This window comes from Chitinophaga rhizosphaerae, from assembly GCF_003958645.1.
Lineage (GTDB): Bacteria > Bacteroidota > Bacteroidia > Chitinophagales > Chitinophagaceae > Chitinophaga > Chitinophaga rhizosphaerae.
Genome location: NZ_RXLO01000002.1, coordinates 588,124 through 613,910, shown reverse-complemented (window position 1 = coordinate 613,910; position 25,787 = coordinate 588,124). Strand labels below are relative to the sequence as shown.

Genomic DNA, 25,787 nt, shown 5'->3' with positions numbered 1-25,787 from the left:
ACTTCACGCTTTAGGAGCATGGATGGTTCAGCTTAAACGGTGTATATATGCAAGAAACTAAAAGACAAAAGCAGGTAGGACAGCTGGTGCAGGAAGAGCTCAGCGATATTTTCAATCGCATGGGCTTCAACGTGACGGAAGGCGGCATGATCTCCATTTCTTCTGTCAAGATGACGCCGGATTTGCTGGAAGCGCGCATCTACCTGAGCATGTTCCAGATCAAAGCGCCGGTTGAAATGCTGGCGCGGATGAACGAGCGCATGGGCGAGATCCGCCGCGATCTGGGCAACCGCGTCGCAAAGCAATTGCGCCGCGTCCCGGAACTGACTTTCTTCCTGGACGATACGCTCGATCATGTTTTCAAAATGGAAGAGTTGTTCAAAAAGATCAACGAAGACGATAAAAAGTCAAAACCCTAATCCCGCCCATCTTTTCGCATGATCTGGCAATTCGCTGCACGATATTTCCGCGCCCGAAAATCCACCACGGCGATCAATATCATCGCCTGGGTGAGCGTGGGCGCTATCGCCGTCGGCACCGCCGCGCTCATCACCGTTCTCAGCGTGTTCAACGGCTTCACGGGGCTGGTCAAATCATTGTACTCATCTTTCTATCCCGACTTCCGCATCGTTCCCGACAGCGGCAAAACCTTCGTGCTCACGGCAGACCAGCTGAAGCAGATCGCCGCCGTGCCCGGTGTGGCAAGCATTTCGTCTACTGTCGAAGAAAAAGCGGTCGTACGCAATGGTACCAAACAAACCATCGCGGTAATAAAAGGAGTGGACGATGATTTCACCAAAGTGGCGCATGTGCAGGACAAACTGGTGAGCGGCGAATACAGCCTGAAAGATGAAACGGGGCCGCAGGCCGTATTGGGCCTTGGTGTGGAAATATCGCTCGGGCTCGATGTGGAGAAAAGCCGTGTGCCCATCACCGTTTACATGCCGCGGCGCGACGATGCCGCGTTCAACCCGCTGATGCCCGACCAGTCGGTGGTTTCCGGGACCGCGTACCCCGCAGGCTCTTTCGCGATACAACAGGAATTCGATAGTAAATACGTGTTGGTGGACGTCGGTTTCCTCCGCCGGATGCTCGATATGCAGCCGGGCGAAGTTTCGGCCATTGAAGTAGCCATGGCGCCGGGTGCGGGTGAGCGGAAGGTCAAACGCGCGCTGCAGGCGCTCCTGGGCGACGGGGTGCAGATCCAGACCCGTATGGAGCAGCACGCCACCATATATAATGTAATGATGGTGGAAAAATGGCTGACGTATGTGTTCCTCAGTTTCATCCTCGTCATCGCCGCGTTCAACATGATCGGTTCGCTGTCTATGCTGGTGATAGAAAAGCAGAAAGATATCACGATCCTTAAAGCCATGGGCGCCAGGACCGCCACCATCCGCAGGATATTCCTGGCCGAAGGGCTGATGATCGCGGGTTCGGGGACGGTAGTCGGGTTCGGGCTCGCCATTATCATTTGCCTGATGCAGCAATACTTCGGCCTGGTGAAGCTTGGCGGCGGAACTTTTCTCATCGATGCCTATCCGGTTGAAATGCACGGGAACGATTTCCTGCTGGTGGCGGTTACGATCCTGGTGATCGGAACGCTGGCGAGCTGGTACCCGGCGCACCGCGCGGCGCGGCAGGTAATCTCGTTGAAAGCGACCTGACCTGTCACTTTACCGTACTTGTATACGATTTTGCGCCAACGCAAGCCCATAAAAAAAGCGTACCCGGAGGTACGCTTTCCTATTTTACAGATGGTAAAAAACTATTAGTAGTCGCCGAGGGTTTCGGGCAACTGGTCGAGTGCCTTGGCCAGCTGCTCGTCGTTGGGAGCGATGCCGTGCCATTCGTGCGAGCCCATCATAAAGTCTACGCCGGCGCCCATTACGGTGGTCATGAGGATCACGATGGGTTGTGCTTTGCCGGTGAGGCTTTTCGCTTTCTGAAGGGTAGCTACCACATCGTCCATATCGTTGCCGTTCATGGAGAGGACTCTCCAGCCGAAGGCGTGGAATTTGGCTTCGAGGTCGCCGAGGCTCATTACTTTATCGGTGGGGCCGTCGATCTGCTGGCCGTTATAGTCAACGGTGGCGATGAGGTTATCGATTTTGTGGTGCGCGGCGAACATGATGGCTTCCCAGTTTTGGCCTTCCTGGAGCTCGCCGTCGCCATGGAGTGAATAAACGACTTTATGATCGTTGTTCAGTTTTTTGGTGAGGGCGGCGCCGCAGGCAACGCTGAGGCCCTGGCCGAGGGAGCCGGATGCTACGCGGATACCGGGGAGGTGTTCGTGGGTAGTGGGGTGGCCCTGGAGGCGGCTGTCCAGCTTGCGGAAAGTAGCCAGTTCGGGCACCGGGAAGTAACCGGAGCGGGCGAGGGCGCTGTAGAAGACGGGGGAAATGTGACCGTTGGAGAGGAAAAACAGGTCCTGGTTTTTGCCGTCCATTTCGAAGGGCACGGGCTGATGTTCCATGACCTTGAAGTACAGGGCCGTGAAAAAGTCGGTGCAACCGAGCGAACCGCCGGGGTGGCCGCTTTGTACGGCGTGCACCATCCTTACGATGTCCCGCCTGATCTGTGTGGCTATATCTTTCAGTTCTGGCATGATAATTGGCGTTTTTAGCTTCGCAAAAGTAATAAGAAATTCCCCGCTTTTTCAGTGATTATCTGAATTTTTAAAAAAGGGGGGAAGTCGGGCCTCAAAATTTCTTGATACACATTTCGCTGAATTCAATATCTTTGCACCACAACCCCCCGTATGGAGAATGTAATTATCGCAACTATCCTGAGTTTCGTTATAACCTACTTTGCGATCCCGGTGTTGATCCGGGTAGCAGAACTGAAGCATCTATATGACGAACCGGACGAGCGCAAATCGCATAAAGTACGAATCCCCACATTAGGTGGCCTGGGATTCTTTGCCGGTTTCATACTGGCATCTGCCGTATGTGTACCTGCCAAGGAGAATTTCCCCTTGCAATATTTGCTGGCCGCTTTCTTCGTAATTTTTTTCGTGGGCATGAAGGACGACCTGGTCGGCCTGTCTCCCGTTAAGAAACTGGTAGGCCAGCTCGTGGCTGCATTTGCCATCATTTACCTGGGCAACCTGCATATATCCAATATGTACGGCTTCCTCGGGATCGGCGAGCTTCCTTTCCACTTCAGCCTCCTCCTTACGTATTTCACTTTTATCGTAGTCATCAACGCTTTTAACCTGATCGACGGGATCGACGGGTTGGCGGGCAGCATCGGGCTGGTTGTGTCCGCAGTGCTGGGTGCTTACTTCCTTTTCGCGCACGAAATGCTGTATGCCGTGATGGGTTTCTCCCTGGCTGCAGGCCTCGCCGCGTTCCTCATCTACAATGTTTCTCCCGCGCGCATCTTCATGGGCGACACCGGCTCCCTGCTGGTAGGCCTTGTGAACGCGACGCTCATCGTTAAATTCATCGATGTGGCCGGCAACCCCGCCAGCGCAGTTCCCCTGCAGGCAGTTCCGGCAATCGCTTTCGCCGTACTGATCATTCCCCTGTTCGACACGCTCCGGGTGTTCACCATCCGTATGGCCCGCGGCCGCAGCCCTTTCACGGCCGACCGTCACCACATCCACCACTACATGCTGGCCCTGGGGCTGAACCATCGCCAGGCTACCGCCGTCGCCGTAGTGTCCAACATCGGTTTCATTCTCCTCGCATATAACCTGCAAAGCCTGGGCACCACGGTGCTGCTGTTCCTCGTCGGGAGCCTGGCATTGGGGGGCACCTCCGTCCTCTTCTACCTGAAACGCCGCAAAGAGATCGCCGCCTCGGAAGCCGCAGCCGCTATCGCCTTCGCAGCCGTAGAAACCGCGCCGGCAGAGCCGCCGCCCGCCACCACCAAATCCAAGATTTTGCGGGTGCCCACAGAATCCGTCATGCAGGACAAATAACCGGCGCACCCCGCTTGCCAACTGCCAACGCATCGTCTTTCCCTTTGACGATTAAAAGATTTCATGTAGGTTTGCAAGCACTTTAAGTAAATATTCTTATGCAAGACGAACTTAATTTAATCCTGGACGACGCGAAAGATTCCATGGTGAAAGCAATTGCCCACCTGGAAGCAGAGCTCACGAGAATACGTGCCGGTAAAGCCAATCCTGTGATCCTCGACGGTATCACGGTAGACTATTACGGCGCACCCACCCCCCTTAACCAGGTTGCCAACGTAGCCGTTGCGGATGCCCGCACCCTCACCGTTCAACCCTGGGAGAAAAACATGCTGCAAGCCATCGAAAGAGCGATCATCGCTTCCAATATCGGTCTTAACCCGCAGAACGACGGTTTGATCATCCGCCTCTTCCTCCCCCCGCTCACCGAAGAACGCCGTAAAGAACTGGTGAAAAAAGTGAACGGAGAGGGCGAACACGCCAAAGTTGCCGTACGCAACATCCGTCGCGACGCTATCGAAGCCATCAAAAAACTGCAGAAAGACGGTCTCAGCGAAGACACCGCCAAAGATGCGGAAGCCAGTGTTCAGGAGTTGACAGACAAGCACATCGTGCTGGTAGACAAGCATTGCGCGCTGAAAGACAAAGAAATCATGGCCATCTAACCGCCATACATCAGATAATTGAAAAGAGACAGGTTGCGGCCTGTCTCTTTTTTTATGTCAGTCTGGATACATTTATTTCCGGTTGACGAGGTACACCCCGCCCATGATCACACCCAGGCATAGCACCTGCCATCCGCTGATGGCTTCACCGGCCACGAACCCCCATCCAATGGCCACTACCGGCAATCCATACGTTACCATACTGGCGAAAATTGCGCCCGCAGAACGGATCAGCTGGTAAAACAGGAGGGAGGCCACGCCCGTGCCGATCAAACCCAGGGTGCAGCTGGCCGCAAGGCTCATCCATGGCCGATCCGCCGCCTGGAAAGTGGCGCTGAAACCGCTCAGGAGCAATACCGGCAAAGCGAAGAGCCCCATGAAAAACAGGGAAATCGAAACGAGCTGGAGACTCTGGAATTCTTTTAGGTAATGATGCACCAGCGCAATGTTGAGCCCGTAACACGCCGTGGCCAGGATCACCAGGAAACCGTAGTACCAGTACGCATTCGCATCTACTCCCTTCACCAGGAAAAGGAGGATCACACCCGCGAACCCGATCATCAGCCCCAGCACCTGCCGCTTCAAAACAGGCGAATGGAAGAGGGCGAGCGAGAAGATGAGTGCGAACACGGGCGTGAAGGAATTCAGCATGCCGGCCAGCGAACTGTCTATCCGCGTTTCCGCGATACAGAACAAATACGCCGGAATTCCGTTACCTAATAAACCGGACATAATTATCACGGGTATTTTGGATGCGGGCGTTTGCCGGATGAACCGGAAGAAAAACGGCAACAGGGCCGCCCCGGCCGATATCAGCCGGATGCTGGCCACCTGGTAGGGGGAAAACGAGGCCAGTCCCAGTTTCATGAGGATGAACGAGCTGCCCCAGGTGAGCGATAGCAGGAGGAAGATCCCCCAGTTCAATACGCGTTGGTTCATAGTGCAGCAAAGGTACCGATTCCGAATTGTGCCGATGTTAAAGTATATTAAGAAAAAATAGAGATATGCCATCCATCAAGCTAACCGACATCCCGACCACCGCTCCGAAGAAAGTCGACAAGGAGCAAATCAAAGAGGAAATGCAGACCATCCTCAAAGACCTCGACGAATTGCAGAACCTCCTGTACGCCGAGCACAAGCACAGCCTGCTCGTAGTGCTCCAGGGAATGGACGCCAGCGGGAAAGACGGCGTGATCCGCGATGTTTTCGGCACCATGAACCCCATGGGCGTGGTGGTTACGCCGTTCAAGGCTCCCACGGCGCAGGAAGCCGATCACGACTTCCTCTGGCGCATCCACCAGCACGCGCCGGGAAAAGGAATGATCCAGGTATTCAACAGGTCGCACTATGAAGACGTGCTCGTACAACGCGTACATAAATGGGTGGATGAAGACGTGATCGCCAAAAGGTTCAACGCCATCAACGATTTCGAAAAGCTCCTCCGCGACCATAACAGTACGCATATCCTCAAATTCTACCTCCACGTATCTTCCGAAGCGCAGACGGCCAGGCTCGAAGAGCGGACGCAGGACCCGCGGAAGATGTGGAAATACAACGAGAAGGATTTCGCGGAAGCGAAACTGTTTAAAAAATACCAGAAAGCGTATGAAGATGTGTTCAGGGAATGCCATAAAATCCCCTGGTACATCGTGCCTTCAGACGATAACTGGTACAAGGAATACTTCATCGCCAAAACGGTGAGGGATACACTGAAGTCCCTCAAAATGAAGTTCCCGAAATTGCCGAAAGTCAAAAATAATGAGGATGTCAAACCATAATTCTGTAAAATTGCACTGGATTTCAACCCTTTCTTAACCTTCAAAAACCTTGTGTATGTCTTTTTTTGGTGAATTCAAAGCCTTCGCCATGAAGGGGAACGTAATCGATCTGGCTGTCGGTGTTGTTATCGGTGCCGCATTTAACAAGATCGTTGGCGCCATTGTGGATTCGATCATTATGCCGATAGTAGGTGTACTTATCGGCGGTTTCGATTTCAAATCGCTCGCGATAGAAGTTGGATCGGCCAAAATCATGTATGGCGCAAGTATCCAGGCTGTCGTAGAATTCATTGTGGTGGCGTTCGTTCTCTTCCTTGTAATAAAAGCGATCAACCGCATGAAGAAACCTGAAGAAGCACCCGCTCCCGCAGGCCCTACGCCTACCGAGCAACTCCTCATGGAAATCCGCGACGAGCTCAAAAAACAATAATCTTATATCAGTAAAATCGACGGTTGACCGGTCTTTCCCGGTCAACCGTTCCTATAATTGTATTCAACCGACAGTAACCATGAAGCATTTTTCCTGTTTCCTCCTGGCCCTGATGGTCTTTTGCGGAACATTGCGCGCGCAGGACCAGTCATTCAAAAACCTGCGCGAAGAATCCGCCAAAGGCATTAAAAGCACCGAAAAAGACACCACCGGCAGGCTGTGGCTCAAAGGCGGATCTTTCGGGCTCACCTTCAACCAGGGCTCGCTTTCCAACTGGGCCGCGGGTGGCGATAAACTTTCGCTCTCCCTCCTCGGCACCCTCAACCTCTTCGCGAACTATAAAAAAGGCCGGCACTCCTGGGATAACAACCTCGACCTCGCCTATGGCTATGTAAACACCACCAGCCTCGGCAACCGGAAGAGCGACGACCGGTTCGACCTCACCTCCAAATACGGTTACGATATCGGCCGGAAATGGTACCTGAGCGGGCTGTTCAATCTCCGTACCCAGCTGTCGGACGGCTATATTTACCCGACCGATTCCACCCGCGAATTCACTTCCACCTTTTTCGCGCCGGCCTATGTGGTGCTTTCGCCCGGTATAGACTGGATGCCGAACAAGGATTTCTCGCTGTTCATGTCGCCCTTCACCGGCAGATGGATCGTGGTGAGGGATGATTTTTTGTCGAACAAGGGCGCCTACGGGGTGGATTCCGGCAAACACGTGAAAAGCGAATTCGGTGCCTACATAACGGCCAACTACAACAAGGAATTCGCCAGGAACATGACGTATAAGTCGAAACTGGAACTGTTTTCCAACTACAAACACAATCCCGGGAATATCGACGTATTCTGGACGAATATTATCTCATTGAAAGTCAATAAGTTGATTAGCGCCAATATTTCGTGGGACATGATTTACGACGATGACGTGCGGGTTTTCGAGAACAAGGAAACCGGCGTCATGGGGCCGCGGCTGCAGATAAAGCAGGTGCTGGGCGTGGGGCTGACGGCCAAGTTCTGATCTCCCGGATTTTTGTTATTTTTGATAAACCTGTCGGTACTTCCCGGCAGGTTTTATTGTTTAATTATGAGTGACCAGAATATTTACAAGATCAGTCTCCCCGAGTTCGAAGGCCCCTTCGACCTGTTGCTGTTTTTCATCGAACGCGACGAGCTGGACATATACAATATTCCGATTACGAAGCTGACGAACGACTTCCTGGACTATATCCACCATATGGAGCAGCTCAACATCGAGCTGGCGAGCGAATTCATCCTGTTCATTTCCACGCTGATGCGCATCAAGGCGAAAATGCTGTTGCCGCGCAAGGAGGTGGATGCTGCGGGCAACGAGATCGATCCGCGGCAGGAGCTGGTAGACAAGATCCTCGAATACAAGCGTTACAAGGCAGCGGCGGTGGAGCTGGCCGAGAAGGAGGCAGACCGCATGCTGGCGATGAAGCGCGGCAACATCCAGAAAGAGCTGGCCGAAATCGGCGAACTGACGAGCGAGGGCTCCGAAGTGCAGACGCTCACGCTTTTCAAGCTGACCAAAACCTTCGAGAAGGTGATGCAGCGTGTCAAGGAGCGCAGTAATAAACCGCAGCACGTGGTATACAAATACGATTATACCATGGAAGGCAGCCGCGAATACATGCTGGACCTGGCGCGCGGGGAAAGGACGATGGCTTTCGAAAAGATGTTCGACCATTGTAAAGACCGCGTTCATGCCATCTTCCTGTTCCTCGGCATGCTGGAACTGGTGCAGGCCAAATACCTTTCCATCATGGTGGGCGAAGGCCGCAATAATTTTATCATCGAATACATAGACCCGGCCGACCGTCCGGAAGAAGAAACCGTGGTTTTTGAAGATTAGCGAATTATGGCAAGCAAGAAAGAACATATCGAAATGGTGAACCTGGGCGAATACGCCCGTGCGTCCGACGATCCGCAGGAATTCAGCGTGTCGCACCTGTGCAGCCTCGGCCCCGTGTTTTTCGAGCACCAGGAAGCTCCGCACCGCCATGATTTCTATACGATCTACTGGATCAAGAAAGGAGAGCTGACCCATACCATCGACACCGTGACCCACACCGTGAAAAAGAACACCCTGTTCTTTCTCGCACCCGGACAGGTGCATCAGCTCAAATCTTCCGAAAAGATCGATGGCTACATGATCGCTTTCCATAACTGTATGATGTGCCCGGCCGGTTCTTCGGACATGGACCCCGTCAAGACCGGGCTTTTCGTGAACGATGCGTTCAGCTCCGTGGTGCCCGTCACCGATCCGGAAGTGGAAAAAGAAATCGACTGGATGATCCAGCGGATGGAAGAAGAAGTGACGGCGCGCCGCGCCAACTACCATTCCGCATTCCGCAACCTGCTGCAATACTTCCTCATTATCGCCAGCCGGAACGCGCCCAAGCCTGTTTCCCTCACACCGGAATACCAGTCCAGGCACAACAGCGCCCTGTTCATGACGTTCAAAGGCCTCATCGAACAACGTTACAAGGAACTGAAGAACGTGAGCGACTATGCCGCGCAACTCCATATCAAACCCGTGCTGCTCAACGAGATCAGCAAACAGCTGTCTGGCATCACCGCCGGCGAGCATATCCGCAACCGCGTGATCCTCGAGGCGCAGCGGTATCTCTTTAATACCGATCTGACGGCCAAAGAGATCGCCTACGCCCTGGGGTTCGAAGATCCCCACTATTTCTCCCGATTTTTCAAGAAATACACCAACCAAACTCCGTCGGAATTCAAGGAACTTGCAAAAGCGTAGTTCTTTTTTCGTAAAGAATTGATTGTTAGGTAGATATGATCCGGTCGAAAAAAAGTCCACCGATTACATCATTCTATCCATTTCAAATAGATGTTGCAACATGTAATTTTGTGTTGTCTTTTAAAGGAGGCAATATGACACACACCACCAAGCAAGTAGCACATGTTTATCAAGGCGCGCAGTCGCACATGGTTGGCGACGGGTTTAAGGTCCAGAACCTTTTCCCTGGCGGAAACAAGATGATCGGCAAGCAGTTGAGCCCGTTTTTCCTGCTGGATTATGCGGCCCCTCACTACTTCGCGCCTTCTGAAACGCCGCGCGGCGTGGAAGAGCACCCGCACAGGGGGTTCGAAACCGTGACCATCGCCTACCAGGGCGCCCTCGAGCACCGGGACTCCGGCGGCAACAGCGGCAAAATCGGCCCTGGCGACGTGCAATGGATGACCGCCGCTTCGGGCATCGTGCATGAAGAAAAACACGAAGGCGCGTTCACCCGCAACGGCGGCGTCCTCGAAATGGCCCAGCTCTGGGTAAACCTGCCCAAAGCCCACAAAATGGATCAACCCGGGTACCAGTCGATCCTAAACGCCGACATCCCCGTGGCAGACCTCGGTAACGGCAGCTACGCCCGCGTCATCGCCGGGAATTTAAACGGCGCTAACGGTCCCGCAAAAACCTTTACGCCCATCAACTTGTTCGATCTACGGCTCACCGCCGGAACGGAAACCACTCTCACACTGCCCGACGGTTTTAATACCGGCATCGTAGTCCTGAAAGGTGCGGTTACCATCAACGGAACGCACGCCGCCAAAGCGGTAGAGATCGCGGTATTCGAACAAGCCGGGGAAACGATCACTGTAAAAGCGGAAGAAGACGCAACGCTGCTTGTTTTGAACGGCGAGCCCATCCGCGAACCCATCTTCGCTTACGGTCCGTTCGTCATGAACAACAAAGAAGAGATCATCACCGCGATCGACGATTATAACAACGGCAAAATGGGCCGGCTGAACTAACAACAACATTTGGACCTGAATTGAACATTCATCAACAACTTAAAAACTTACACACAATGGCAACCTGGAAAATTGACCCCGCGCACAGCGAAGTTGAATTCAAAGTAAAACACCTCATGATCACCAACGTAACCGGCCACTTCGCGCAGTTCGACGGTACGGTGAGCGCTACCAAAGACGATTTCACCGATGCCAACATCCGCTTCGAAGCCGATGTGGACAGCATCAGCACCAAGAATTCGCAGCGCGACGAGCACCTGAAGAGCCCCGATTTCTTCGATGCGCCCAATCACCCGAAATTGTCCTTCACGTCTACCGGCGTTGAAAAAATCGATGCGGACTCTTTCGTCCTGAAAGGCGACCTGAGCATCCGTGGCGTTACCAAACCGGTGGCCCTGAACGTAGCATATTCCGGCATCACGATCGACCCGTATGGCCAGACCAAAGCAGGTTTCGAGCTGACCGGTAAAATCAACCGTAAAGATTTCGGCCTGTCCTGGTCGGCTACTACGGAAGCCGGTGGACTGGTGGTGAGCGATGAAGTTCGCCTGATCGCTGCGGTGCAAATCATCAAACAAGCATAATTAAAAAATAAAAGCACTGACGATGGATATCCTCGAGAAACTGAACTGGCGATACGCCGTTAAAAAGTTCGATCCCAAGAAGAAATTGAATGAAGCGCAGTTGGAAAGGGTACTTGAGGCTACCCGGCTGTCTGCATCCAGTTACGGCCTGCAACCTTACAAAGTGATCGTAGTGAAAGACCCCGCGGTGCGGGAAGCGCTGAAAGCCGTATCCTGGAACCAGCCGCAGATAACGGACGCATCGCACCTCGTGATCTTTGCGCGGTACGACGAGTTGAAGGATGCACATGTGAACAACTACATTGATCGCATTGCGGGCGCCCGGAATCTGCAGCGCAACGAACTGGAAGGATTTGAGAATGTAATGAAGGGCACGGTGAACCGCCTCAGTGAAGATGACGCAGCCGTATGGACGTCCAAACAGGCCTACCTGGCCCTGGGCACCCTGCTGACGGCCAGTGCGGTGGAAGGTATAGACGCCTGCCCCATGGAAGGATTCGATGCGGCTGCATACGATGAAGTATTGGGACTGAAAGGAAAGAATCTGCGCACGGTAGTAGTGGCGGCGATTGGATTCCGCGCGGAAGAAGACGGTTTGCAGCATGCGAAGAAAGTGAGAAAGCCCCTGGAAGATTTCGTGGAATCAGTGTAACATTCAGGTTGTTTGGGGGTTTAGGTAAACCGGGCGGAGCAATTCGCCCGGTTTTTTTAATCTGGATTCCTTAATTTTATTCCCTGGCGAAACATTTCACCCTAAATAAACTCATCAAAATGAAAAGATCCGCAACCGCAAACTGGAAAGGCACTGGTAAAGAAGGCAATGGCACCGTATCTACCGACTCCGGCGTGCTGAAAGATACCCAATATTCCTACCTCAGCCGTTTCGAATCCGGTATCGGTACCAACCCTGAAGAACTGATCGCCGCCGCCCATGCAGGCTGCTTCACCATGAAGCTGAGCTTCGTGATCTCCGGCGCAGGTTTTACCCCCGGTAACATCGACACCAAAGCGGCCGTAACCTTCGAAGGCGGCGCCATCCCCGGTATCCACCTCACCGTAACGGCGAGCGTGCCCGGCCTGGATGAAGCCAGGTTCCAGGAATTCGCGGAAGACGCAAAAGCGAACTGCCCGATTTCCAAACTGCTCAACACCAACATCACGATGGAAGCGAAACTCGTATAAGCGTTTCCGTTACATTTTTCCGAAAAGCCGGGTGTGGTTGCGAAAACTGCACCCGGCTTTCTTTTCCGGGAAAAATAGTCCACCATTTGCGCCATTGCGTCCATTGCTGCGGGGCGTATTTTTTCGGAAATTTGCATAAAGAAAAAAGGAGATTCAAGATATGAAAACTACCATTCACCGTGCAGATTCCCGTGGCTTCGCCAATCACGGCTGGCTGCAGTCTAGCCACACTTTCAGCTTCGCCGGGTACTACAATCCCGAGCGCATCCATTTCGGCGCGCTGCGCGTGCTGAACGACGATACCGTGAAAGGTGGCATGGGCTTCGGGGCGCATCCGCACGATAATATGGAGATCGTGAGCATTCCGCTGAGCGGCGCCCTCGAGCACCGCGACAACACGGGCCGCCACGAGATCATCAATCATAACGACGTCCAGATCATGAGCGCCGGCACCGGCGTGGAGCACTCCGAGTTCAACGCCAGCAAGACCGATCCGGTGAAATTCCTCCAGATCTGGCTGTTCCCGAAAAAGCGCGACGTCGCCCCGCGGTACGGCCAGCAAACCTTCGACCCCGCAGACCGGCACAACCGCCTGCAGGTGGTGGTTTCGCCCGAAGGAACGGGAGAAGGCCTCCCCATGAACCAGGACGCCTGGTTCTCGCTCGGGAACTTCGATAAAGGGCAGGCTTTCAGCTATTCCCCCAAAAAAGACGGAAACGGCCTTTACCTGTTCGTGATCAGCGGCACCGTGACGGCAGCCGGCGAAACCCTGTCCCCGCGCGATGCCCTCGCGGTGGAAGACTACACCCGGCTGGATGTGACAACGTCCGAAGATGCCCAATTGCTGCTGATGGACGTGCCCATGCTCGCATGATCCGAATCCACAGAAAATACCTCGCCCGGTGGAAAAAATCCACCGGGTTTTTCGTTCCCCAAAGCCAAATTCTCCGTAAATTAGACCTGAGCGTAAGATTGATCTGAATGGGATATTGAAACGAAAGCAGGGCTTATGATGCGTACAATCGTCATCCTGTCACTTTAATCAATATATCATGGAAGTACCAGCACAGTCATCAGAGATCCAGGCACAGTTCTCGACCTGGAAAGAAGAAGTAGATAATGTACGTTCCAGCTTACGTACCATGCGCGGCAAACTCCAGGAAATCGCCACCTCGCCGCAAACCAATAACGAAAGGTCCATGGCGATCGAACATTTCCAGAACCAGTTTATCCGGCAGCTCGAAGTAGCCGACGAAATGTACCACGACCTGAAGCAGTCCGCCAAGCACATGGGTTACGGCAATCCCGCCATCGTGCATCACGACAGGCCTGTAGACGACATTAACAGCCTGCAAGACCGCATGCAGGTATTCCATAAACTCCATAATGAATTGGCCGGTGAGTTCCACCGGTTCGAATCGTACGATTAAACCCCGTCATATTACCGGTGATTCGTCTGGCGCAGCTTGTCCTGTATCTTGTGCAGCGTTGCGTCCAGTTCCGTGCTGCATTCCCGCAACATGGCCAGCAGCCTGTTGTTCAGGCCCGGCTCGTTTTTCTCGAGATCGAACATCGACATGATGCCCAGGATAGACGATACGGGCTTGCGGATTTCATGTGAATTGATCCGCGCGATTTCGTGCAGCGTTTCGTTGTTTTCCTGCAGGCGTTGCATGAAAGTGCGCCGTTCCGTAATGTCTGTCTGGATGAGGATGTATTGCTGTAACTCGCCATGGGCGTTGAGTACGGGCGTTACATCGGATTTCACCCAGTAATGCGCGCCGTTCTTTTTGTAGTTGAGGATTTCGATATTGAAAGCGGATGCACGCGCCATTTGGTCTTCGATCTGCAAAACGGTGGCGGGATCGGTGTCTGGGCCAGACAGGACCTCTTTCACCAGTTTGCCGTTCACTTCGTCTTGCAGGTAGCCGGTCATGATGCGGAAACCTTCGTTCACCCATTCTATCCGCCCCCGCGCGTCGAGGATGATGACGCTGTTGGCCGTGCGGCTCGCCACGAGGCTCAGCAGCTCGATCTCCTGTTTCTGCCGCGTACTTTCGTCCACATCCTGCATCACACCGATGACGCGGATGGGCTGGCGCTGTTCGTTGTAGATGATGTACCCGCGGTCATACACGTATTTGTAACGGCCGTCGGCGCAACGGAAGCGGTAATTCACTTCCAGCCTGTCTTTGCGGAGCGTGCAGGTAATGTCGAACTGCTGCATGACGTGGGGCAGGTCTTCGGGATGTACCCTTTCCTGCCACCATTCCATCGTATCGCCGACATCCGCATCGCGGTAGCCGAAAAGCGTGACGGGACCGTGGTTCCGGGCGATGCGGTTCTGCCTGATATCGTAGTAATAGACGTAATCCGGCGTAACCTGGGCGAGGAGGTCGTACCGCGAGCTGATGTCCCTCGCTTCGATCATTTGCCGCACTTCCGCGTCGATGTCCAGCGCCATGACGATGCGGGCCTGTTTGCCCTGGAAGAGCGTGGGGCGGGAGTGGAGCTCCACATAAAACGTTTCCCCGTTCCTGCGCCGGTGCTGCCAGATGCCGCGGTAGGAAATGGTCGTGTCCGTCCGCTTTACGTCTTCCATCAATTCCGGAATGGTGGCGGGATCGCGGATATCGTGCAGGGTCATGGACGCAAATTCCTCCTGCGAATAACCATATTTTTTTACCGCCGCTTCGTTGACCGCGAGGAACCTGAGACTTCCCCATTCATATACCCACATCGGCACCGGATGCTCGCTGAAAAACTGGCGATAAGGCGCATGCAGGGATTCGGCGGAACGGAACATCCATCGCGCAACCACAAATACGATCAAACAGGAAATAACGAGGAATACGAAGAACAAAATGATACCCGCATCGCTGCCCGGAAACCAGTCCGCCAGCAATACACGGAGCGGCCGGTAAACAATCCCCCAAAGAAGGCCGGCTGCCGCCAGGATGCCCGTGATTTTCAGGGCAGGTAAGCGCATCACTTGAATTTAACGGAAGGTAGCCAATTTACCGGTACCGGCCAAGATTCAATCCCGGTGCGGTTTGCACGCAAACTTGCTTGTCACCATTCGAGGGTAACGTTGTCGCTTTGGGCGTACCCGGTGCAGGTGAGGACCATGCCTTTGGCGCGTTCTTTTTCCGTCAGCACTTCGTTGACAGACATCCAGACTTTTCCGCTGGTGCAGGTAGCGATGCACGATCCGCAAACGCCGCCCTTGCAGCTGTACGGCTGCGCCACGTGCTGGCGGAGGGCCGCATGGAGGATGGTCTCGTTCCCCGGCACGGGCAGCGTCTGCTCCACGCCGTTGTGCAATAGCCGCACCTGTTTGATGGAGGTATCGTCGGGCACGGCCACCCGCGCGATTTTCGCATCGGTGTTCACCACGAAGTTTTCCTTGTGGAGCTGATCGGGCCGGAAGCCCATGAAGGTGAGGGTGAACTGGGCCATGCGCATGTATTCGGCCGGCCCGCAGATATAGAAAAGCGCCGCTTCGCGGGGATGCCGCAAATGTTTGGGTGCGATGGATTCGAGAATGAGGTTGTTCATCCGCCGGATGCCGGGCGCCGCGTCTACCGGGTCGCTGAAGATCCAGACAACGGTCAGCCGGTCGGGGAAGCGGGTTTCCAGCGCCAGGATGCGATCGCGGAAGATGGCGCTTTCCTCGTTCCGGTTGCTGTAGATCAGCGTAACGTGTGAAGCCTTTTCTTCGTGCAACGCCTGTTGGAGGAGGGAGAACAGGGGGGTGATACCGCTGCCGGCCCCCAGCAAAAGAATGTCCCGCGCGGAACCGGGCTCGCTGTCGAGCACGAACCGGCCGGAAGGCAGGAGCGAAGTCACCACGTCGCCCACCTGCCAGTGGCGGATGATGTGGCGGGAAATGGCGCCGTTGGCCACGCGTTTGACGGTCACTGCCAGGTGGCCGTCGATCCCCGGCGTGGTGCTGAGGGAGTAAGACCGCCTGTATTCCGTGCCGTGGAGCTCCACGAGGAAGGTGAGGAATTGTCCGGCGCGGTAATTCACGGGTTTCCCGTCCGCGCTTTCGAAGCGGTAGGTGTACGTGTCCGGCGTTTCGCGGATGATGTGCGTGATGCGAAGTGATATGTAGAGGTCGCGCATGGTGCATTGCGGCGCCCGGTGCTCCGGGCGCCTGACGGCCTTTATCAGCTGGTTTGAACGGAAATTTTGCTGCCTATCATGGCGCGTACGGCCGAGGCGATGGCGGCTGCATCGTATCCGCATTCGCGTTGCAGTTCGGCGGGTTTGCCGTGCTCCACGAGGCGGTCGGGGATGCCGAGGCGCTTCACGTCTGCCTTGTATTCGTTGTCTACCATGAATTCGAGCACTGCGCTGCCGAAGCCGCCTTGCAGGGCGCCGTCTTCAACGGTAATCACCCGGTCGAAGCGTTGGAAGATCTCATGGAGCATCTCCGTATCGAGGGGTTTTACGAACCGCATGTCGTAATGCGCGGGCTGCAGGCCGTCGGTCATCAGTTCCTTCATGGCCTCGGTCACAAAGTTACCGGGGTGGCCGAAGGAAAGGATGGCTACGTCGCGGCCGTCCTGTATTTTTCTGCCGGTGCCGATCTTGACGGGAGCGAAGGGCCTCCGCCAGTCGGGCATCACGCCTTCGCCGCGCGGGTAGCGGATCACGAAGGGGTTGACGGTGGTCGGCAGTTGGGCGGTGTACATGAGGTTGCGCAGCTCTTCTTCGTTCATGGGTGCGCTCACGATGAGGTTCGGGATGCAGCGCATATAGGGAATGTCGTACGCGCCATGGTGCGTGTAGCCGTCTTCCCCCACGAGCCCCGCCCTGTCGAGGCAGAACACCACGGGCAGGTTCTGGATGGCCACATCGTGGATCACCTGGTCGTACGCACGTTGCATGAACGAGGAGTAGATGTTGCAATAGACTTTCATGCCCTGGGTGGCCAGGCCGGCGGAAAGCGTAACGGCGTGCTGTTCGCAGATGCCTACGTCTATGGCGCGGTCCGGCATTTTCTCCATCATCCATTTGAGGGAGGAGCCGGAAGGCATGGCGGGCGTAATGCCCATGATGGTACCGTTCTTTTCGGCCAGTTCGATGATGGTGTGGCCGAATACGTCCTGGTATTTGGGCGGTTGCGGTGTTTCGATCGCCTTTTTGAAGATCTCGCCGGTGATTTTGTCGAACAGTCCGGGCGCATGCCACTTGGTCTGGTCTTTTTCGGCGAGGGCGTATCCTTTCCCTTTCACGGTGCGTACATGCAGCAGCTTGGGGCCGGGGATGTTGCGCAGGTCTTGCAGGGTATCTACCAGTTTGGTGATGTTATGACCGTCGATCGGCCCGAAATACCTGAGGTTGAGGCTTTCGAACAGGTTGCTGGATTTGGTCACCATGCCTTTGACGCTGGCTTCGAGCTTGGAGGCCATGTCGCGGGTAAATCTTTTGCCGATGGGCAGCTTCCCGAGCAGGTTCCAGACATCGTCGCGGAGCTTGTTGTAGGTATGGGAAGTGGTGATATCGGTCAGGTATTCTTTCAGCGCGCCCACGTTCGGATCGATGGACATGCAGTTATCGTTGAGGATAATGAGCACATTGGCATTGGATACGCCGGCGTGGTTGAGGGCTTCGAAAGCCATACCGGCCGTCATGGCGCCGTCGCCGATCACGGCGATGTGCTGGCGGTCGTGCTCGCCCTTATTGGCGGAAGCGATGGCCATGCCCAGTGCGGCGCCGATGGAGGTGGAGGAGTGCCCTACGCCGAAGGTGTCGTACTCGCTTTCTCCGCGGTTCGGGAACCCGGCGATGCCTTTGTATTTGCGGTTGGTATGGAAAACGCTTTTACGGCCGGTGAGGATCTTGTGCCCGTAGGCCTGGTGCCCCACGTCCCACACGAGCTGGTCGTACGGCGTGTTGTAAGCATAATGGAGCGCAACGGTGAGTTCCACCACGCCCAGGCTGGCACCGAAATGGCCGCCGTGAACGCTCACGACGTCAATGATGAACTGGCGCAGCTCGTCGCACACCTGGTGCAGTTGCTCCCTGTTCAGTTTCCGCAGATCGGACGGGTATTCGATCTGGCTCAGTAATTGACCTGCCGTAATTTCCATATCACCTTTTGGGTTTAATGCCCAAAAATACATGTTCTGCCGCATTTTTCGGCCCATCCGCCGCACAAATCCATTCATCGTCAGCACTTTTTTGATGCTATCCGAAGCTTTTCGGAGCTGGACGGGACTTATGATATTGAAAATCAATTTTATATGTAAATTTTTGTCCTGGCGGGATTGTCATTTCGTTCAGGAGCGCCGCCGGTGGGGGGGGATCGGCGCTTTGGCCCATTTAACCGCTTAAACCGCCATTGGTAATAATTGGGTTTCGCTGCGCGGTGCGGCTTGGTATTTTTGGAAGAAGCAGGTTTTATCGCAGGACTTTGCTAACTTTTGCTGAATGTTAAAACGCTTGTCTAAATATTGGTGGTGCCAGATACTCGGGTGGGGAGCGTGTGCCTTTCTTTACTTTTTCGTGGCCGTTTCGATGGACAAAATGGAGTGGTGGATGCCGCCTTACATGCTCGCCACCGCACTCCTGGGCATTGCCATTACGCATGGTTTCCGGGCTATTATCGTCAAATACAAATGGATCGAAAAGCCGTTCGAAAGCGTGGCCATCTACTTTTTTTTCGGGAGTGTGGTTTGTGCCACGATCGATTCTTTCATCCTGAGCGGTTTCTATTACGCCATGAATCACTCCCATTTCGAGGTGGATTTCTATGACAACTGGCTGCGGACCTTCCTGCAGCAAACCACCTTTATTACGCTATGGGCCGTGATTTATTTCCTCTGGCATTATGTGGAGGAAAGCCGTAATTCCCAGCTGAACCAGCTCCGGCTGGAAACTACCGTGCGCACGCTCGAACTGAAGACGATCAAGAGCCAGCTCAATCCGCACTTCATTTTCAACGCGTTGAACAGTATCCGCGCGCTGGTGGACGAAAATCCCCGCCGCGCCAGAACGGCTATTACCGAGCTCAGCAACATCCTGCGCAACTCGATGCAGGCGGATAAGGCCGAAACCGTGAGCCTGGAAAACGAACTGAGCATCGTAAAAGATTATCTTGCATTGGAAAATATCCGGTTCGAGGAGCGGTTGAAGGTGCAGTACGATATCGATCCGGAAACCCTCGAGCTCCCGGTGCCCCCGCTGATGCTGCAAACCCTCGTGGAAAACGCCATCAAGCATGGCATCTCCCGCGAGGTGAACGGCGGCCTGATCCTCATCGGCTCCCATGTCCACGACATGTGCCACGAGATCACCATCCGCAACACCGGGCAAATCGTCGAAAAACAGCAGAACGGCGGCGGTTTCGGCCTCGCTTCCACCCGCCAGCGGCTGGGGATACTCTTCGGGAAAAGAGCTTCCTTTGACATCAAAAACATCGATTACGCAACGGTAGAAGCCAAAGTGCTCATGCCGCTATTATAAAATCGTCAACCAATTTTGACAGTATGAAAAAAGCTTTGATCATAGACGACGAACGACTGGCCAGGAGCGAACTCAAAAAGCTGCTGGCAGACCATCCCGAGATCGTGGTGGTAGGTGAAGCGGTGAATGCGAAAGACGGGATGGAAAAGATCGAATCACTCAGGCCCGATCTGCTTTTCCTCGACATCCAGATGCCGGACAAGACCGGTTTTGATCTGCTGGCCGAACTGGAAAGAACGCCCCAGGTGATCTTCACCACCGCGTACGACGAATACGCGCTTAAAGCCTTCGAATACAATGCGCTGGATTACCTGCTGAAGCCCATCGAGCCGAAGCGGCTGGCCGATGCCATCCACAAGCTCCACCAGGCGGATGAAAAAGAACGGATCGCTTCCGCTTCCGGGATCCGCAATATCCTCGGCGAGGCCGACCAGGTGTTCGTAAAAGACGGCGACCGCTGCTGGTTCGTCAAATTGCAGGAGATCCGCCTGTTCGAAAGCGTCGGCAACTATGCCCGCGTATATTTCGAAACCAATAAGCCTTTGATCCTCAAATCGTTGAATGCACTGGAAGAGCGCCTGGACGAGCGCGTGTTCTTCCGCGCTAACCGTAAACATATCGTGAACCTGCGCATGATCGAGCGGATAGACACGTATTTCAACGGCGGACTGTTGCTGGAGATGCGCGGCGGGGAGAAGATCGAAGTGAGCCGCAGGCAGGCGGTGAAATTCAAGGAAATGATGAGCCTGTAAGGCTTTGGGACATATTTTTTCGGAAGGGCGATGGAAATTATTTTTCCTTCGCCCTTTTTCGGTTAAACCCGGGAATGTTTTGCCGGTCTAATCTTTAGGACAATTGGACGGAGTATTTAAAGGAAAGGGCTGCCCTGGAGAAGGCAGCCCGCTTTTATTTAAATTATGCTTATGAAAAAAGGCCTTACGGCCGAAAAAACCATAGAAATGCCATAGCCGAACCATGACCTGGACAGATTACGTTACGCGTACTGTAATAAATTCTCTGGATATGCTTGTGTTAGGTATAAATACACACAAACAGGGCGGATGAAATGCGTCGGCCTTGAATGGATCTAATAAACATTGCTCACGTCCAAATCGCCACTTACTCAGGGCCGATATTATCTAAAAAATGGTCTGGTTGGTTTCGGGGTGCAAGATATTAAACCTCTGCAAGTTTTTCATACAATTCTTGCGGAGATCAATAAAAATTTTGATAGAGGGATAATTTGAGCGGCTGAAATGTATCGGCTAGATAAGCCTGTGGGTTAACGGGCGGCGTTTACGGGGGCGCTGTGAACGGCATCTGCGATTTCCCGGATGAGGGACGCGTCTTTTTCGATGGCGTTACCGACAACAATGATATCAGCGCCGGCTTTACAATTCAGATATGCTTTCTCTGCGGTGCGGATACCTCCGCCCACGATCACCGGCACTTCCACCTGGCTGCTTACCCGTTGGATCATGCTTTCCGTGATCGGTTTGCGGGCGCCGGAGCCCGAGTCCATATAAATCACTTTCATGCCGAGCATATCGCCCGCCATGGCCGTACACATCGCGATATCATCTTTATCCGCCGGAATGGGCGTGGCGTTGCTGATGTAAGACACCGTTGTGGGAGCGCCGCCGTCGATCACCATGTAACCGGTGGAAATAACTTCCAGCCCGCTTTTCTTCACCGCCGCGGCAGATACCACGTGCTGGCCGATGAGCAGTTCCGGATTTCGGCCCGAGATCATGGAAAGGTACAGCAGTGCGTCTGCGTAGCGAGACACCTGTGAGGGGCTTCCGGGGAACAGGATCACCGGAATGTCGCAGCTGGCTTTGATCTGCTGTACTACATCGTCTAGATGGTCAGTGATCACCAGGCTGCCGCCCAGGAAGATGTAATCTACCTTCGATTCCGTGCATTTGCCCGCCAAATCTGCGATCCCTTCAGGTGTGACCTTATCCGGATCGATCAGAACAGCGAATGACTTTGTACCCTTTGCCTTTCTCTCGATAAAGGAATTGTATATTTTTCTGTACATTAATAATGCATTGTTCCGGTTGTCGCAAATGTATACAATTTTTCGTAATAAGGACAGGGTGAAATAAATATGCATGGTATTGATTTTGCAATTGATTTCACCCCAAAACCGGTGAAATATCAACACCCTTGCTGCCGTTTTTGTTAATGGAGGCTTTTCCACAAGCTGTGCAAAACAAAAACTCGTTTGTGTACCATTGTAAGGTAACTTAGTTATCCCACACCAAGCGTCGAAAAACCAGTTTTGTTTAATCCTGTTAAAAATTTTCTAGGGCATGAAAAATCAAGTAAAAAAGACCGGTGGTCTTTCGTTTTCACGGCATTTTACCCGCGAAGGCGTGAGCCCCTTCGATCAGTTCGAGTATGATTTGCGCTCTTCCGTGATCCGCAACCCGGGGGGCGATGTAGTTTTTGAAATGAATAATGTGGAAGTACCGAAGGGCTGGTCGCAGATCGCTACCGACATCCTCGCCCAGAAATACTTCCGGAAAGCCGGGGTGCCGCAGCCCGACGGCTCCACCGGCCGGGAAACCTCCGTTCGCCAGGTGATCCACCGTATGGCCAACTGCTGGCGCGCCTGGGGCGAAAAGTATGATTACTTCGCCTCCCCCGCCGACGCACAGATTTTCTACGAAGAACTGGCATATTGCATGCTCAACCAGGCCTGCGTGCCCAATTCCCCCCAATGGTTCAACACCGGCCTCTACGAAAGCTACGGCATCAAAGGCAAACCGCAGGGCCACTATTACGTGGATCCCAAAACCGAAAAACTCCAGAAATCCACCTCCGCATACGAACGGCCACAACCGCACGCCTGTTTTATTTTGAGTGTGGACGACGACCTGGTGAACGACGGCGGCATCATGGACCTCTGGGTCCGCGAAGCACGCATCTTTAAATACGGTTCCGGCGTAGGTACCAACTTCTCCCGCATCCGCGGCGAAGGCGAGAAACTCGGCGGCGGCGGCACCTCCTCCGGCCTCATGAGCTTCCTCAAAATCGGCGACCGCGCCGCCGGTGCCATCAAATCGGGCGGCACCACCCGCCGCGCCGCGAAAATGGTCTGCCTCGACCTCGACCATCCCGAAATCCTCAATTTCATCAACTGGAAAGTGGAAGAGGAAAAGAAAGTCGGCGCCCTTATCAACGCCGGCTACGCCTCCGACTACGAAGGCGAAGCCTACAAAACCGTTTCCGGCCAGAACTCCAATAACTCCGTCCGTATCCCCAACAGCTTCTTCCATGGCCTGGAAGCCGATGGCGACTGGAACCTCACGGCGCGGACCAACGGGAAAGTGATGAAAACGGTGAAAGCCAGCGACTTATGGAACCAGATCGCCTACGCGGCCTGGCGCTGCGCCGATCCCGGAACGCAATACGACACCACCATCAACGAATGGCATACCTGTCCGCAGGGCGGCCGCATCAACGCGTCGAACCCCTGTTCGGAATACATGTTCCTCGACAATACCGCCTGCAACCTGGCTTCGGTGAACCTACGCAGGTTCTTCGATGAAGACGCCAGCCGGTTCGATGTGAAAGGTTTTGAGTATACGGTACGGCTGTGGACCGTGGTGCTGGAGGTTTCCGTGCTCATGGCACAATTCCCGTCCAAAGAGGTGGCGGAACTGAGTTATCAGTACCGTACCCTGGGGCTGGGGTACGCCAACCTGGGCAGCATGCTCATGGTAAGCGGTATCGCGTACGACAGCGAGGAAGCCCGCGGGATCGCGGGGGCGATCACGGCGATCATGACCGGCGTATCGTATAAAACGTCCGCCGAAATGGCCGGGCACCTCGGCGCTTTCCCGAAATACGAAGAAAATAAACAGGACATGCTCCGCGTGATGCGCAACCACCGCGCCGCGGCTTACGATGCCATCGAGGCGTACGAAGGGATTGAGATCCGGCCGCAGGGGATCAACGCGCGCTTCTGCCCGGATTACCTGCTCACGGCGGCCACCAAAGCCTGGGACGATGCCGTGCAGCTGGGCGAACAATACGGTTACCGCAACGCGCAAGCCACCGTCATCGCCCCCACCGGAACGATCGGCCTGGTGATGGATTGCGATACCACCGGTGTGGAGCCCGATTTCGCACTGGTGAAATTCAAGAAACTGTCGGGCGGCGGATACTTCAAGATCATCAATCAATCTATCCCGACTGCGCTCAGAAACCTCGGTTATAAAGACAATGAAGTGAAGGCGATCGTGGATTATGCGAAGGGCACGGGCAGCTTCGGCGGCGCGCCATATATCAATCCGCAAACCCTCAGCGAGAAAGGTTTCATCGGCGACGAGCTGAAAAAACTCGACACAGCGGTTGCCTCATCCTTCGATATCGCATTCGTTTTCAACGTATACACACTCGGCGAGGAATGCCTGCACAGACTGGGCTTCACGCCGGAGCAGTATTTCAACATGGAATTCAGCCTGCTGCACGAGCTTGGTTTTACCGATGAGCAGATCGAAGCGGCGAACGATTACGTTTGTGGTACGATGACGGTGGAAGGCGCGCCCTACCTGAAAGAGGCGCATCTGCCGATTTTCGATTGCGCCAATAAATGCGGTAAGAAAGGCGAGCGCTACATCCACCCCCACGGGCATATCCGGATGATGGCCGCAGCGCAGCCGTTCATTTCCGGCGCTATTTCCAAAACCATCAACCTGCCCAACGAGGCCGTGGTGGAGGAAATCGCGGATTCTTACAAACTGAGCTGGGAGCTGGGTTTGAAAGCCTGCGCGCTCTATCGCGACGGTTCCAAACTGAGCCAGCCGCTGAGCAACAAGAGCGACAAAAAGAAAAAATCCACAGAAGCCGAAGGGCCCGCTGCCGCAGAAACCGCGCAGATCATCGATATGAACCAGCTCACGATCGACGAGCTGCTGGAAGAACTGAACAAGCGCATGACCGCGAGCACGGATACTTCGCTGAAACGCGCGCTGTCGCGGATCGTGGAGCGTAAAACGCTGCCGGCCAAGCGCCGCGGGTTTACGCAGAAAGCGAAAGTGGGCGGCCAACCGATTTTCGTGCGGACCGGCGAGTACAGCGATGGTACGCTGGGTGAGATTTTCGTGGACCTGGCGAAAGAAGGCTCCACTTTGCGCAGCCTTATGAACTGCTTCGCCATTGCGGTGAGCGTAGGATTGCAGTATGGCGTGCCATTGGAAGAGTTTGTCGACAAGTTCGTGTTTACACGGTTTGAGCCCGCCGGCATGGTGGACCATCCGAATATCCGTTCGGCCACTTCGCTGATCGACTATATCTTCCGCGTGTTGGGATACGAATACCTCGGCCGCACAGACCTCGTCCACATCCTCGATGCACCGGGCAATACGGGCGAAGACGAGTGGGACGAACCGCCTGCCGCACCGGCTGCGAAGCCCGCGCTGTCGAACGTACGGATCGTAGGCAACAAGTCGGAAACACCGGCCCCGAAATCGGCCAAAGTCCAGCCTGTGGCGGCTGCGGGGAGCGAAGGAAGTACCCAGGAATACATGCGCAGCATGCAGAGCGATGCGCCGGCATGTAACACCTGCGGGCACATAACGGTTCGTTCCGGCACATGCTACAAATGCCTGAATTGCGGAAATAGCATGGGTTGTAGCTGATTTATTCAGGACTTTTTAACAAGTATCGGCGTTTCAGTGAAATGTGGCCGCATGATGAAACCGGCCATGGTAGAGGGTTTGACAAGTATAAATAATGGGGATACTTTGTTAATTATTTGTTATTCACAGCTTAAAATTTCAAATAAAGTTAACATCGATATACCTTTGTATACAAATAGGGTTTTCATAGGATAGTAACAAATTGAGGGCGCTTTTCTAAGTGCCCTTTTTCTTTTCAAACCCTTGAAGGCTGCACGTTTCGCAGTTCGATCCTTTCTCTTTTCGTTTTCAC

Annotated in this window: 24 protein-coding genes; 18 read left to right on the top strand and 6 right to left on the bottom strand. The window is 54.2% G+C overall.

The features are described 5' to 3' along the window. Positions 1-47 precede the first annotated feature (47 nt). Positions 48-419: a 30S ribosome-binding factor RbfA gene (gene rbfA, locus EJ361_RS06200; protein ID WP_126244485.1), complete on the top strand. Its 372-nt coding sequence runs from the start codon at positions 48-50 to the stop codon at positions 417-419. A gap of 18 nt (positions 420-437) precedes the next feature. Then, positions 438-1,667, top strand: a complete 1,230-nt coding sequence (locus EJ361_RS06195) for an FtsX-like permease family protein (protein WP_126244484.1) — start codon at positions 438-440, stop codon at positions 1,665-1,667. Positions 1,668-1,771: 104 nt separating this feature from the next. Here the strand turns inward: EJ361_RS06195 and EJ361_RS06190 are convergent, their stop codons facing one another. Next, positions 1,772-2,608 (bottom strand): transketolase, encoded by an 837-nt coding sequence (locus EJ361_RS06190; protein ID WP_126244483.1) that lies wholly within the window; start codon positions 2,606-2,608, stop codon positions 1,772-1,774. Between the two features lie 153 nt (positions 2,609-2,761). Between EJ361_RS06190 and EJ361_RS06185 the strand changes: the two genes are divergently transcribed. Together EJ361_RS06185 and frr are read left to right on the top strand one after the other, a co-directional pair. Next, positions 2,762-3,928: a glycosyltransferase family 4 protein gene (locus tag EJ361_RS06185; protein ID WP_126244482.1), complete on the top strand. Its 1,167-nt coding sequence runs from the start codon at positions 2,762-2,764 to the stop codon at positions 3,926-3,928. A 98-nt stretch (positions 3,929-4,026) separates the two neighbouring features. Further along, positions 4,027-4,590, top strand: a complete 564-nt coding sequence (gene frr, locus EJ361_RS06180; protein WP_126244481.1) for a ribosome recycling factor — start codon at positions 4,027-4,029, stop codon at positions 4,588-4,590. A 72-nt stretch (positions 4,591-4,662) separates the two neighbouring features. Here the strand turns inward: frr and EJ361_RS06175 are convergent, their stop codons facing one another. After that, on the bottom strand, positions 4,663-5,529 hold the full coding sequence (locus EJ361_RS06175) for a DMT family transporter (RefSeq protein ID WP_164714107.1): 867 nt from the start codon (positions 5,527-5,529) through the stop codon (positions 4,663-4,665). A 65-nt stretch (positions 5,530-5,594) separates the two neighbouring features. On the opposite strand from EJ361_RS06175, the gene EJ361_RS06170 reads away from it, so the two are divergent. From EJ361_RS06170 to EJ361_RS06120, 11 genes are all read left to right on the top strand, one after another. After that, positions 5,595-6,368, top strand: coding sequence for a PPK2 family polyphosphate kinase (locus tag EJ361_RS06170; RefSeq protein WP_126244479.1), 774 nt, complete (start codon positions 5,595-5,597; stop codon positions 6,366-6,368). A 55-nt stretch (positions 6,369-6,423) separates the two neighbouring features. Continuing rightward, positions 6,424-6,798 carry a large-conductance mechanosensitive channel protein MscL gene (gene mscL / locus EJ361_RS06165; protein ID WP_126244478.1) on the top strand — a complete coding sequence of 125 codons (375 nt, stop codon included), beginning with the start codon at positions 6,424-6,426 and terminating at the stop codon, positions 6,796-6,798. A 79-nt stretch (positions 6,799-6,877) separates the two neighbouring features. Continuing rightward, complete coding sequence (locus EJ361_RS06160; RefSeq protein ID WP_126244477.1) at positions 6,878-7,822, top strand: DUF3078 domain-containing protein; 945 nt, start codon at positions 6,878-6,880, stop codon at positions 7,820-7,822. 66 nt (positions 7,823-7,888) lie between these two features. Further along, a complete protein-coding gene (locus EJ361_RS06155; RefSeq protein WP_126244476.1) occupies positions 7,889-8,677 on the top strand; it encodes a segregation and condensation protein A in 789 nt (262 codons plus the stop codon). Between the two features lie 6 nt (positions 8,678-8,683). After that, positions 8,684-9,586, top strand: a complete 903-nt coding sequence (locus EJ361_RS06150; RefSeq protein ID WP_126244475.1) for a helix-turn-helix domain-containing protein — start codon at positions 8,684-8,686, stop codon at positions 9,584-9,586. 134 nt (positions 9,587-9,720) lie between these two features. Continuing rightward, entirely contained in the window at positions 9,721-10,599 is an 879-nt protein-coding gene (locus EJ361_RS06145; RefSeq protein ID WP_126244474.1) for a pirin family protein, read from the top strand. Positions 10,600-10,655: 56 nt separating this feature from the next. Further along, positions 10,656-11,183, top strand: a complete 528-nt coding sequence (locus tag EJ361_RS06140; RefSeq protein ID WP_126244473.1) for a YceI family protein — start codon at positions 10,656-10,658, stop codon at positions 11,181-11,183. 22 nt (positions 11,184-11,205) lie between these two features. Continuing rightward, positions 11,206-11,835, top strand: coding sequence for an NAD(P)H-dependent oxidoreductase (locus tag EJ361_RS06135; protein WP_126244472.1), 630 nt, complete (start codon positions 11,206-11,208; stop codon positions 11,833-11,835). Between the two features lie 119 nt (positions 11,836-11,954). After that, on the top strand, positions 11,955-12,365 hold the full coding sequence (locus EJ361_RS06130) for an OsmC family protein (protein ID WP_126244471.1): 411 nt from the start codon (positions 11,955-11,957) through the stop codon (positions 12,363-12,365). 160 nt (positions 12,366-12,525) lie between these two features. Continuing rightward, positions 12,526-13,239, top strand: a complete 714-nt coding sequence (locus tag EJ361_RS06125; RefSeq protein ID WP_126244470.1) for a pirin family protein — start codon at positions 12,526-12,528, stop codon at positions 13,237-13,239. A 178-nt stretch (positions 13,240-13,417) separates the two neighbouring features. Then, positions 13,418-13,795: a hypothetical protein gene (locus EJ361_RS06120; RefSeq protein ID WP_126244469.1), complete on the top strand. Its 378-nt coding sequence runs from the start codon at positions 13,418-13,420 to the stop codon at positions 13,793-13,795. Positions 13,796-13,806: 11 nt separating this feature from the next. On the opposite strand, the gene EJ361_RS06115 is transcribed toward EJ361_RS06120, so the two are convergent. From EJ361_RS06115 to dxs, 3 genes are all read right to left on the bottom strand, one after another. Beyond that, a complete protein-coding gene (locus EJ361_RS06115) occupies positions 13,807-15,354 on the bottom strand; it encodes a PAS domain S-box protein (protein ID WP_126244468.1) in 1,548 nt (515 codons plus the stop codon). Positions 15,355-15,437: 83 nt separating this feature from the next. Beyond that, positions 15,438-16,493, bottom strand: a complete 1,056-nt coding sequence (locus EJ361_RS06110; RefSeq protein ID WP_126244467.1) for a ferredoxin--NADP reductase — start codon at positions 16,491-16,493, stop codon at positions 15,438-15,440. Between the two features lie 44 nt (positions 16,494-16,537). After that, positions 16,538-18,466 (bottom strand): 1-deoxy-D-xylulose-5-phosphate synthase, encoded by a 1,929-nt coding sequence (gene dxs, locus EJ361_RS06105; RefSeq protein WP_126244466.1) that lies wholly within the window; start codon positions 18,464-18,466, stop codon positions 16,538-16,540. A 352-nt stretch (positions 18,467-18,818) separates the two neighbouring features. On the opposite strand from dxs, the gene EJ361_RS06100 reads away from it, so the two are divergent. Next, positions 18,819-19,841 (top strand): sensor histidine kinase, encoded by a 1,023-nt coding sequence (locus EJ361_RS06100; RefSeq protein WP_164714106.1) that lies wholly within the window; start codon positions 18,819-18,821, stop codon positions 19,839-19,841. Between the two features lie 23 nt (positions 19,842-19,864). Next, complete coding sequence (locus EJ361_RS06095; RefSeq protein ID WP_126244464.1) at positions 19,865-20,593, top strand: LytR/AlgR family response regulator transcription factor; 729 nt, start codon at positions 19,865-19,867, stop codon at positions 20,591-20,593. 530 nt (positions 20,594-21,123) lie between these two features. Here EJ361_RS06095 and EJ361_RS06090 read toward each other — a convergent pair. Continuing rightward, a complete protein-coding gene (locus EJ361_RS06090) occupies positions 21,124-21,885 on the bottom strand; it encodes a geranylgeranylglyceryl/heptaprenylglyceryl phosphate synthase (RefSeq protein ID WP_126244463.1) in 762 nt (253 codons plus the stop codon). Between the two features lie 274 nt (positions 21,886-22,159). Here EJ361_RS06090 and EJ361_RS06085 point away from each other — a divergent pair, with 274 nt between their 5' ends. Then, positions 22,160-25,495, top strand: a complete 3,336-nt coding sequence (locus tag EJ361_RS06085) for a vitamin B12-dependent ribonucleotide reductase (protein WP_126244462.1) — start codon at positions 22,160-22,162, stop codon at positions 25,493-25,495. Positions 25,496-25,787: the final 292 nt, after the last annotated feature.

Coding starts and splice junctions, on each gene's coding strand:
- EJ361_RS06195 (WP_126244484.1), top strand. CDS start 438: ATGATCTGGCAATTCGCTGCACGATATTTCCGCGCCCGAAAATCCACC.
- EJ361_RS06190 (WP_126244483.1), bottom strand. CDS start 2,608: ATGCCAGAACTGAAAGATATAGCCACACAGATCAGGCGGGACATCGTA.
- frr (WP_126244481.1), top strand. CDS start 4,027: ATGCAAGACGAACTTAATTTAATCCTGGACGACGCGAAAGATTCCATG.
- EJ361_RS06135 (WP_126244472.1), top strand. CDS start 11,206: ATGGATATCCTCGAGAAACTGAACTGGCGATACGCCGTTAAAAAGTTC.
- EJ361_RS06185 (WP_126244482.1), top strand. CDS start 2,762: ATGGAGAATGTAATTATCGCAACTATCCTGAGTTTCGTTATAACCTAC.
- EJ361_RS06125 (WP_126244470.1), top strand. CDS start 12,526: ATGAAAACTACCATTCACCGTGCAGATTCCCGTGGCTTCGCCAATCAC.
- dxs (WP_126244466.1), bottom strand. CDS start 18,466: ATGGAAATTACGGCAGGTCAATTACTGAGCCAGATCGAATACCCGTCC.
- rbfA (WP_126244485.1), top strand. CDS start 48: ATGCAAGAAACTAAAAGACAAAAGCAGGTAGGACAGCTGGTGCAGGAA.
- mscL (WP_126244478.1), top strand. CDS start 6,424: ATGTCTTTTTTTGGTGAATTCAAAGCCTTCGCCATGAAGGGGAACGTA.
- EJ361_RS06120 (WP_126244469.1), top strand. CDS start 13,418: ATGGAAGTACCAGCACAGTCATCAGAGATCCAGGCACAGTTCTCGACC.
- EJ361_RS06140 (WP_126244473.1), top strand. CDS start 10,656: ATGGCAACCTGGAAAATTGACCCCGCGCACAGCGAAGTTGAATTCAAA.
- EJ361_RS06160 (WP_126244477.1), top strand. CDS start 6,878: ATGAAGCATTTTTCCTGTTTCCTCCTGGCCCTGATGGTCTTTTGCGGA.
- EJ361_RS06175 (WP_164714107.1), bottom strand. CDS start 5,529: ATGAACCAACGCGTATTGAACTGGGGGATCTTCCTCCTGCTATCGCTC.
- EJ361_RS06155 (WP_126244476.1), top strand. CDS start 7,889: ATGAGTGACCAGAATATTTACAAGATCAGTCTCCCCGAGTTCGAAGGC.
- EJ361_RS06130 (WP_126244471.1), top strand. CDS start 11,955: ATGAAAAGATCCGCAACCGCAAACTGGAAAGGCACTGGTAAAGAAGGC.
- EJ361_RS06145 (WP_126244474.1), top strand. CDS start 9,721: ATGACACACACCACCAAGCAAGTAGCACATGTTTATCAAGGCGCGCAG.
- EJ361_RS06090 (WP_126244463.1), bottom strand. CDS start 21,885: ATGTACAGAAAAATATACAATTCCTTTATCGAGAGAAAGGCAAAGGGT.
- EJ361_RS06095 (WP_126244464.1), top strand. CDS start 19,865: ATGAAAAAAGCTTTGATCATAGACGACGAACGACTGGCCAGGAGCGAA.
- EJ361_RS06110 (WP_126244467.1), bottom strand. CDS start 16,493: ATGCGCGACCTCTACATATCACTTCGCATCACGCACATCATCCGCGAA.
- EJ361_RS06150 (WP_126244475.1), top strand. CDS start 8,684: ATGGCAAGCAAGAAAGAACATATCGAAATGGTGAACCTGGGCGAATAC.
- EJ361_RS06170 (WP_126244479.1), top strand. CDS start 5,595: ATGCCATCCATCAAGCTAACCGACATCCCGACCACCGCTCCGAAGAAA.
- EJ361_RS06085 (WP_126244462.1), top strand. CDS start 22,160: ATGAAAAATCAAGTAAAAAAGACCGGTGGTCTTTCGTTTTCACGGCAT.
- EJ361_RS06115 (WP_126244468.1), bottom strand. CDS start 15,354: ATGCGCTTACCTGCCCTGAAAATCACGGGCATCCTGGCGGCAGCCGGC.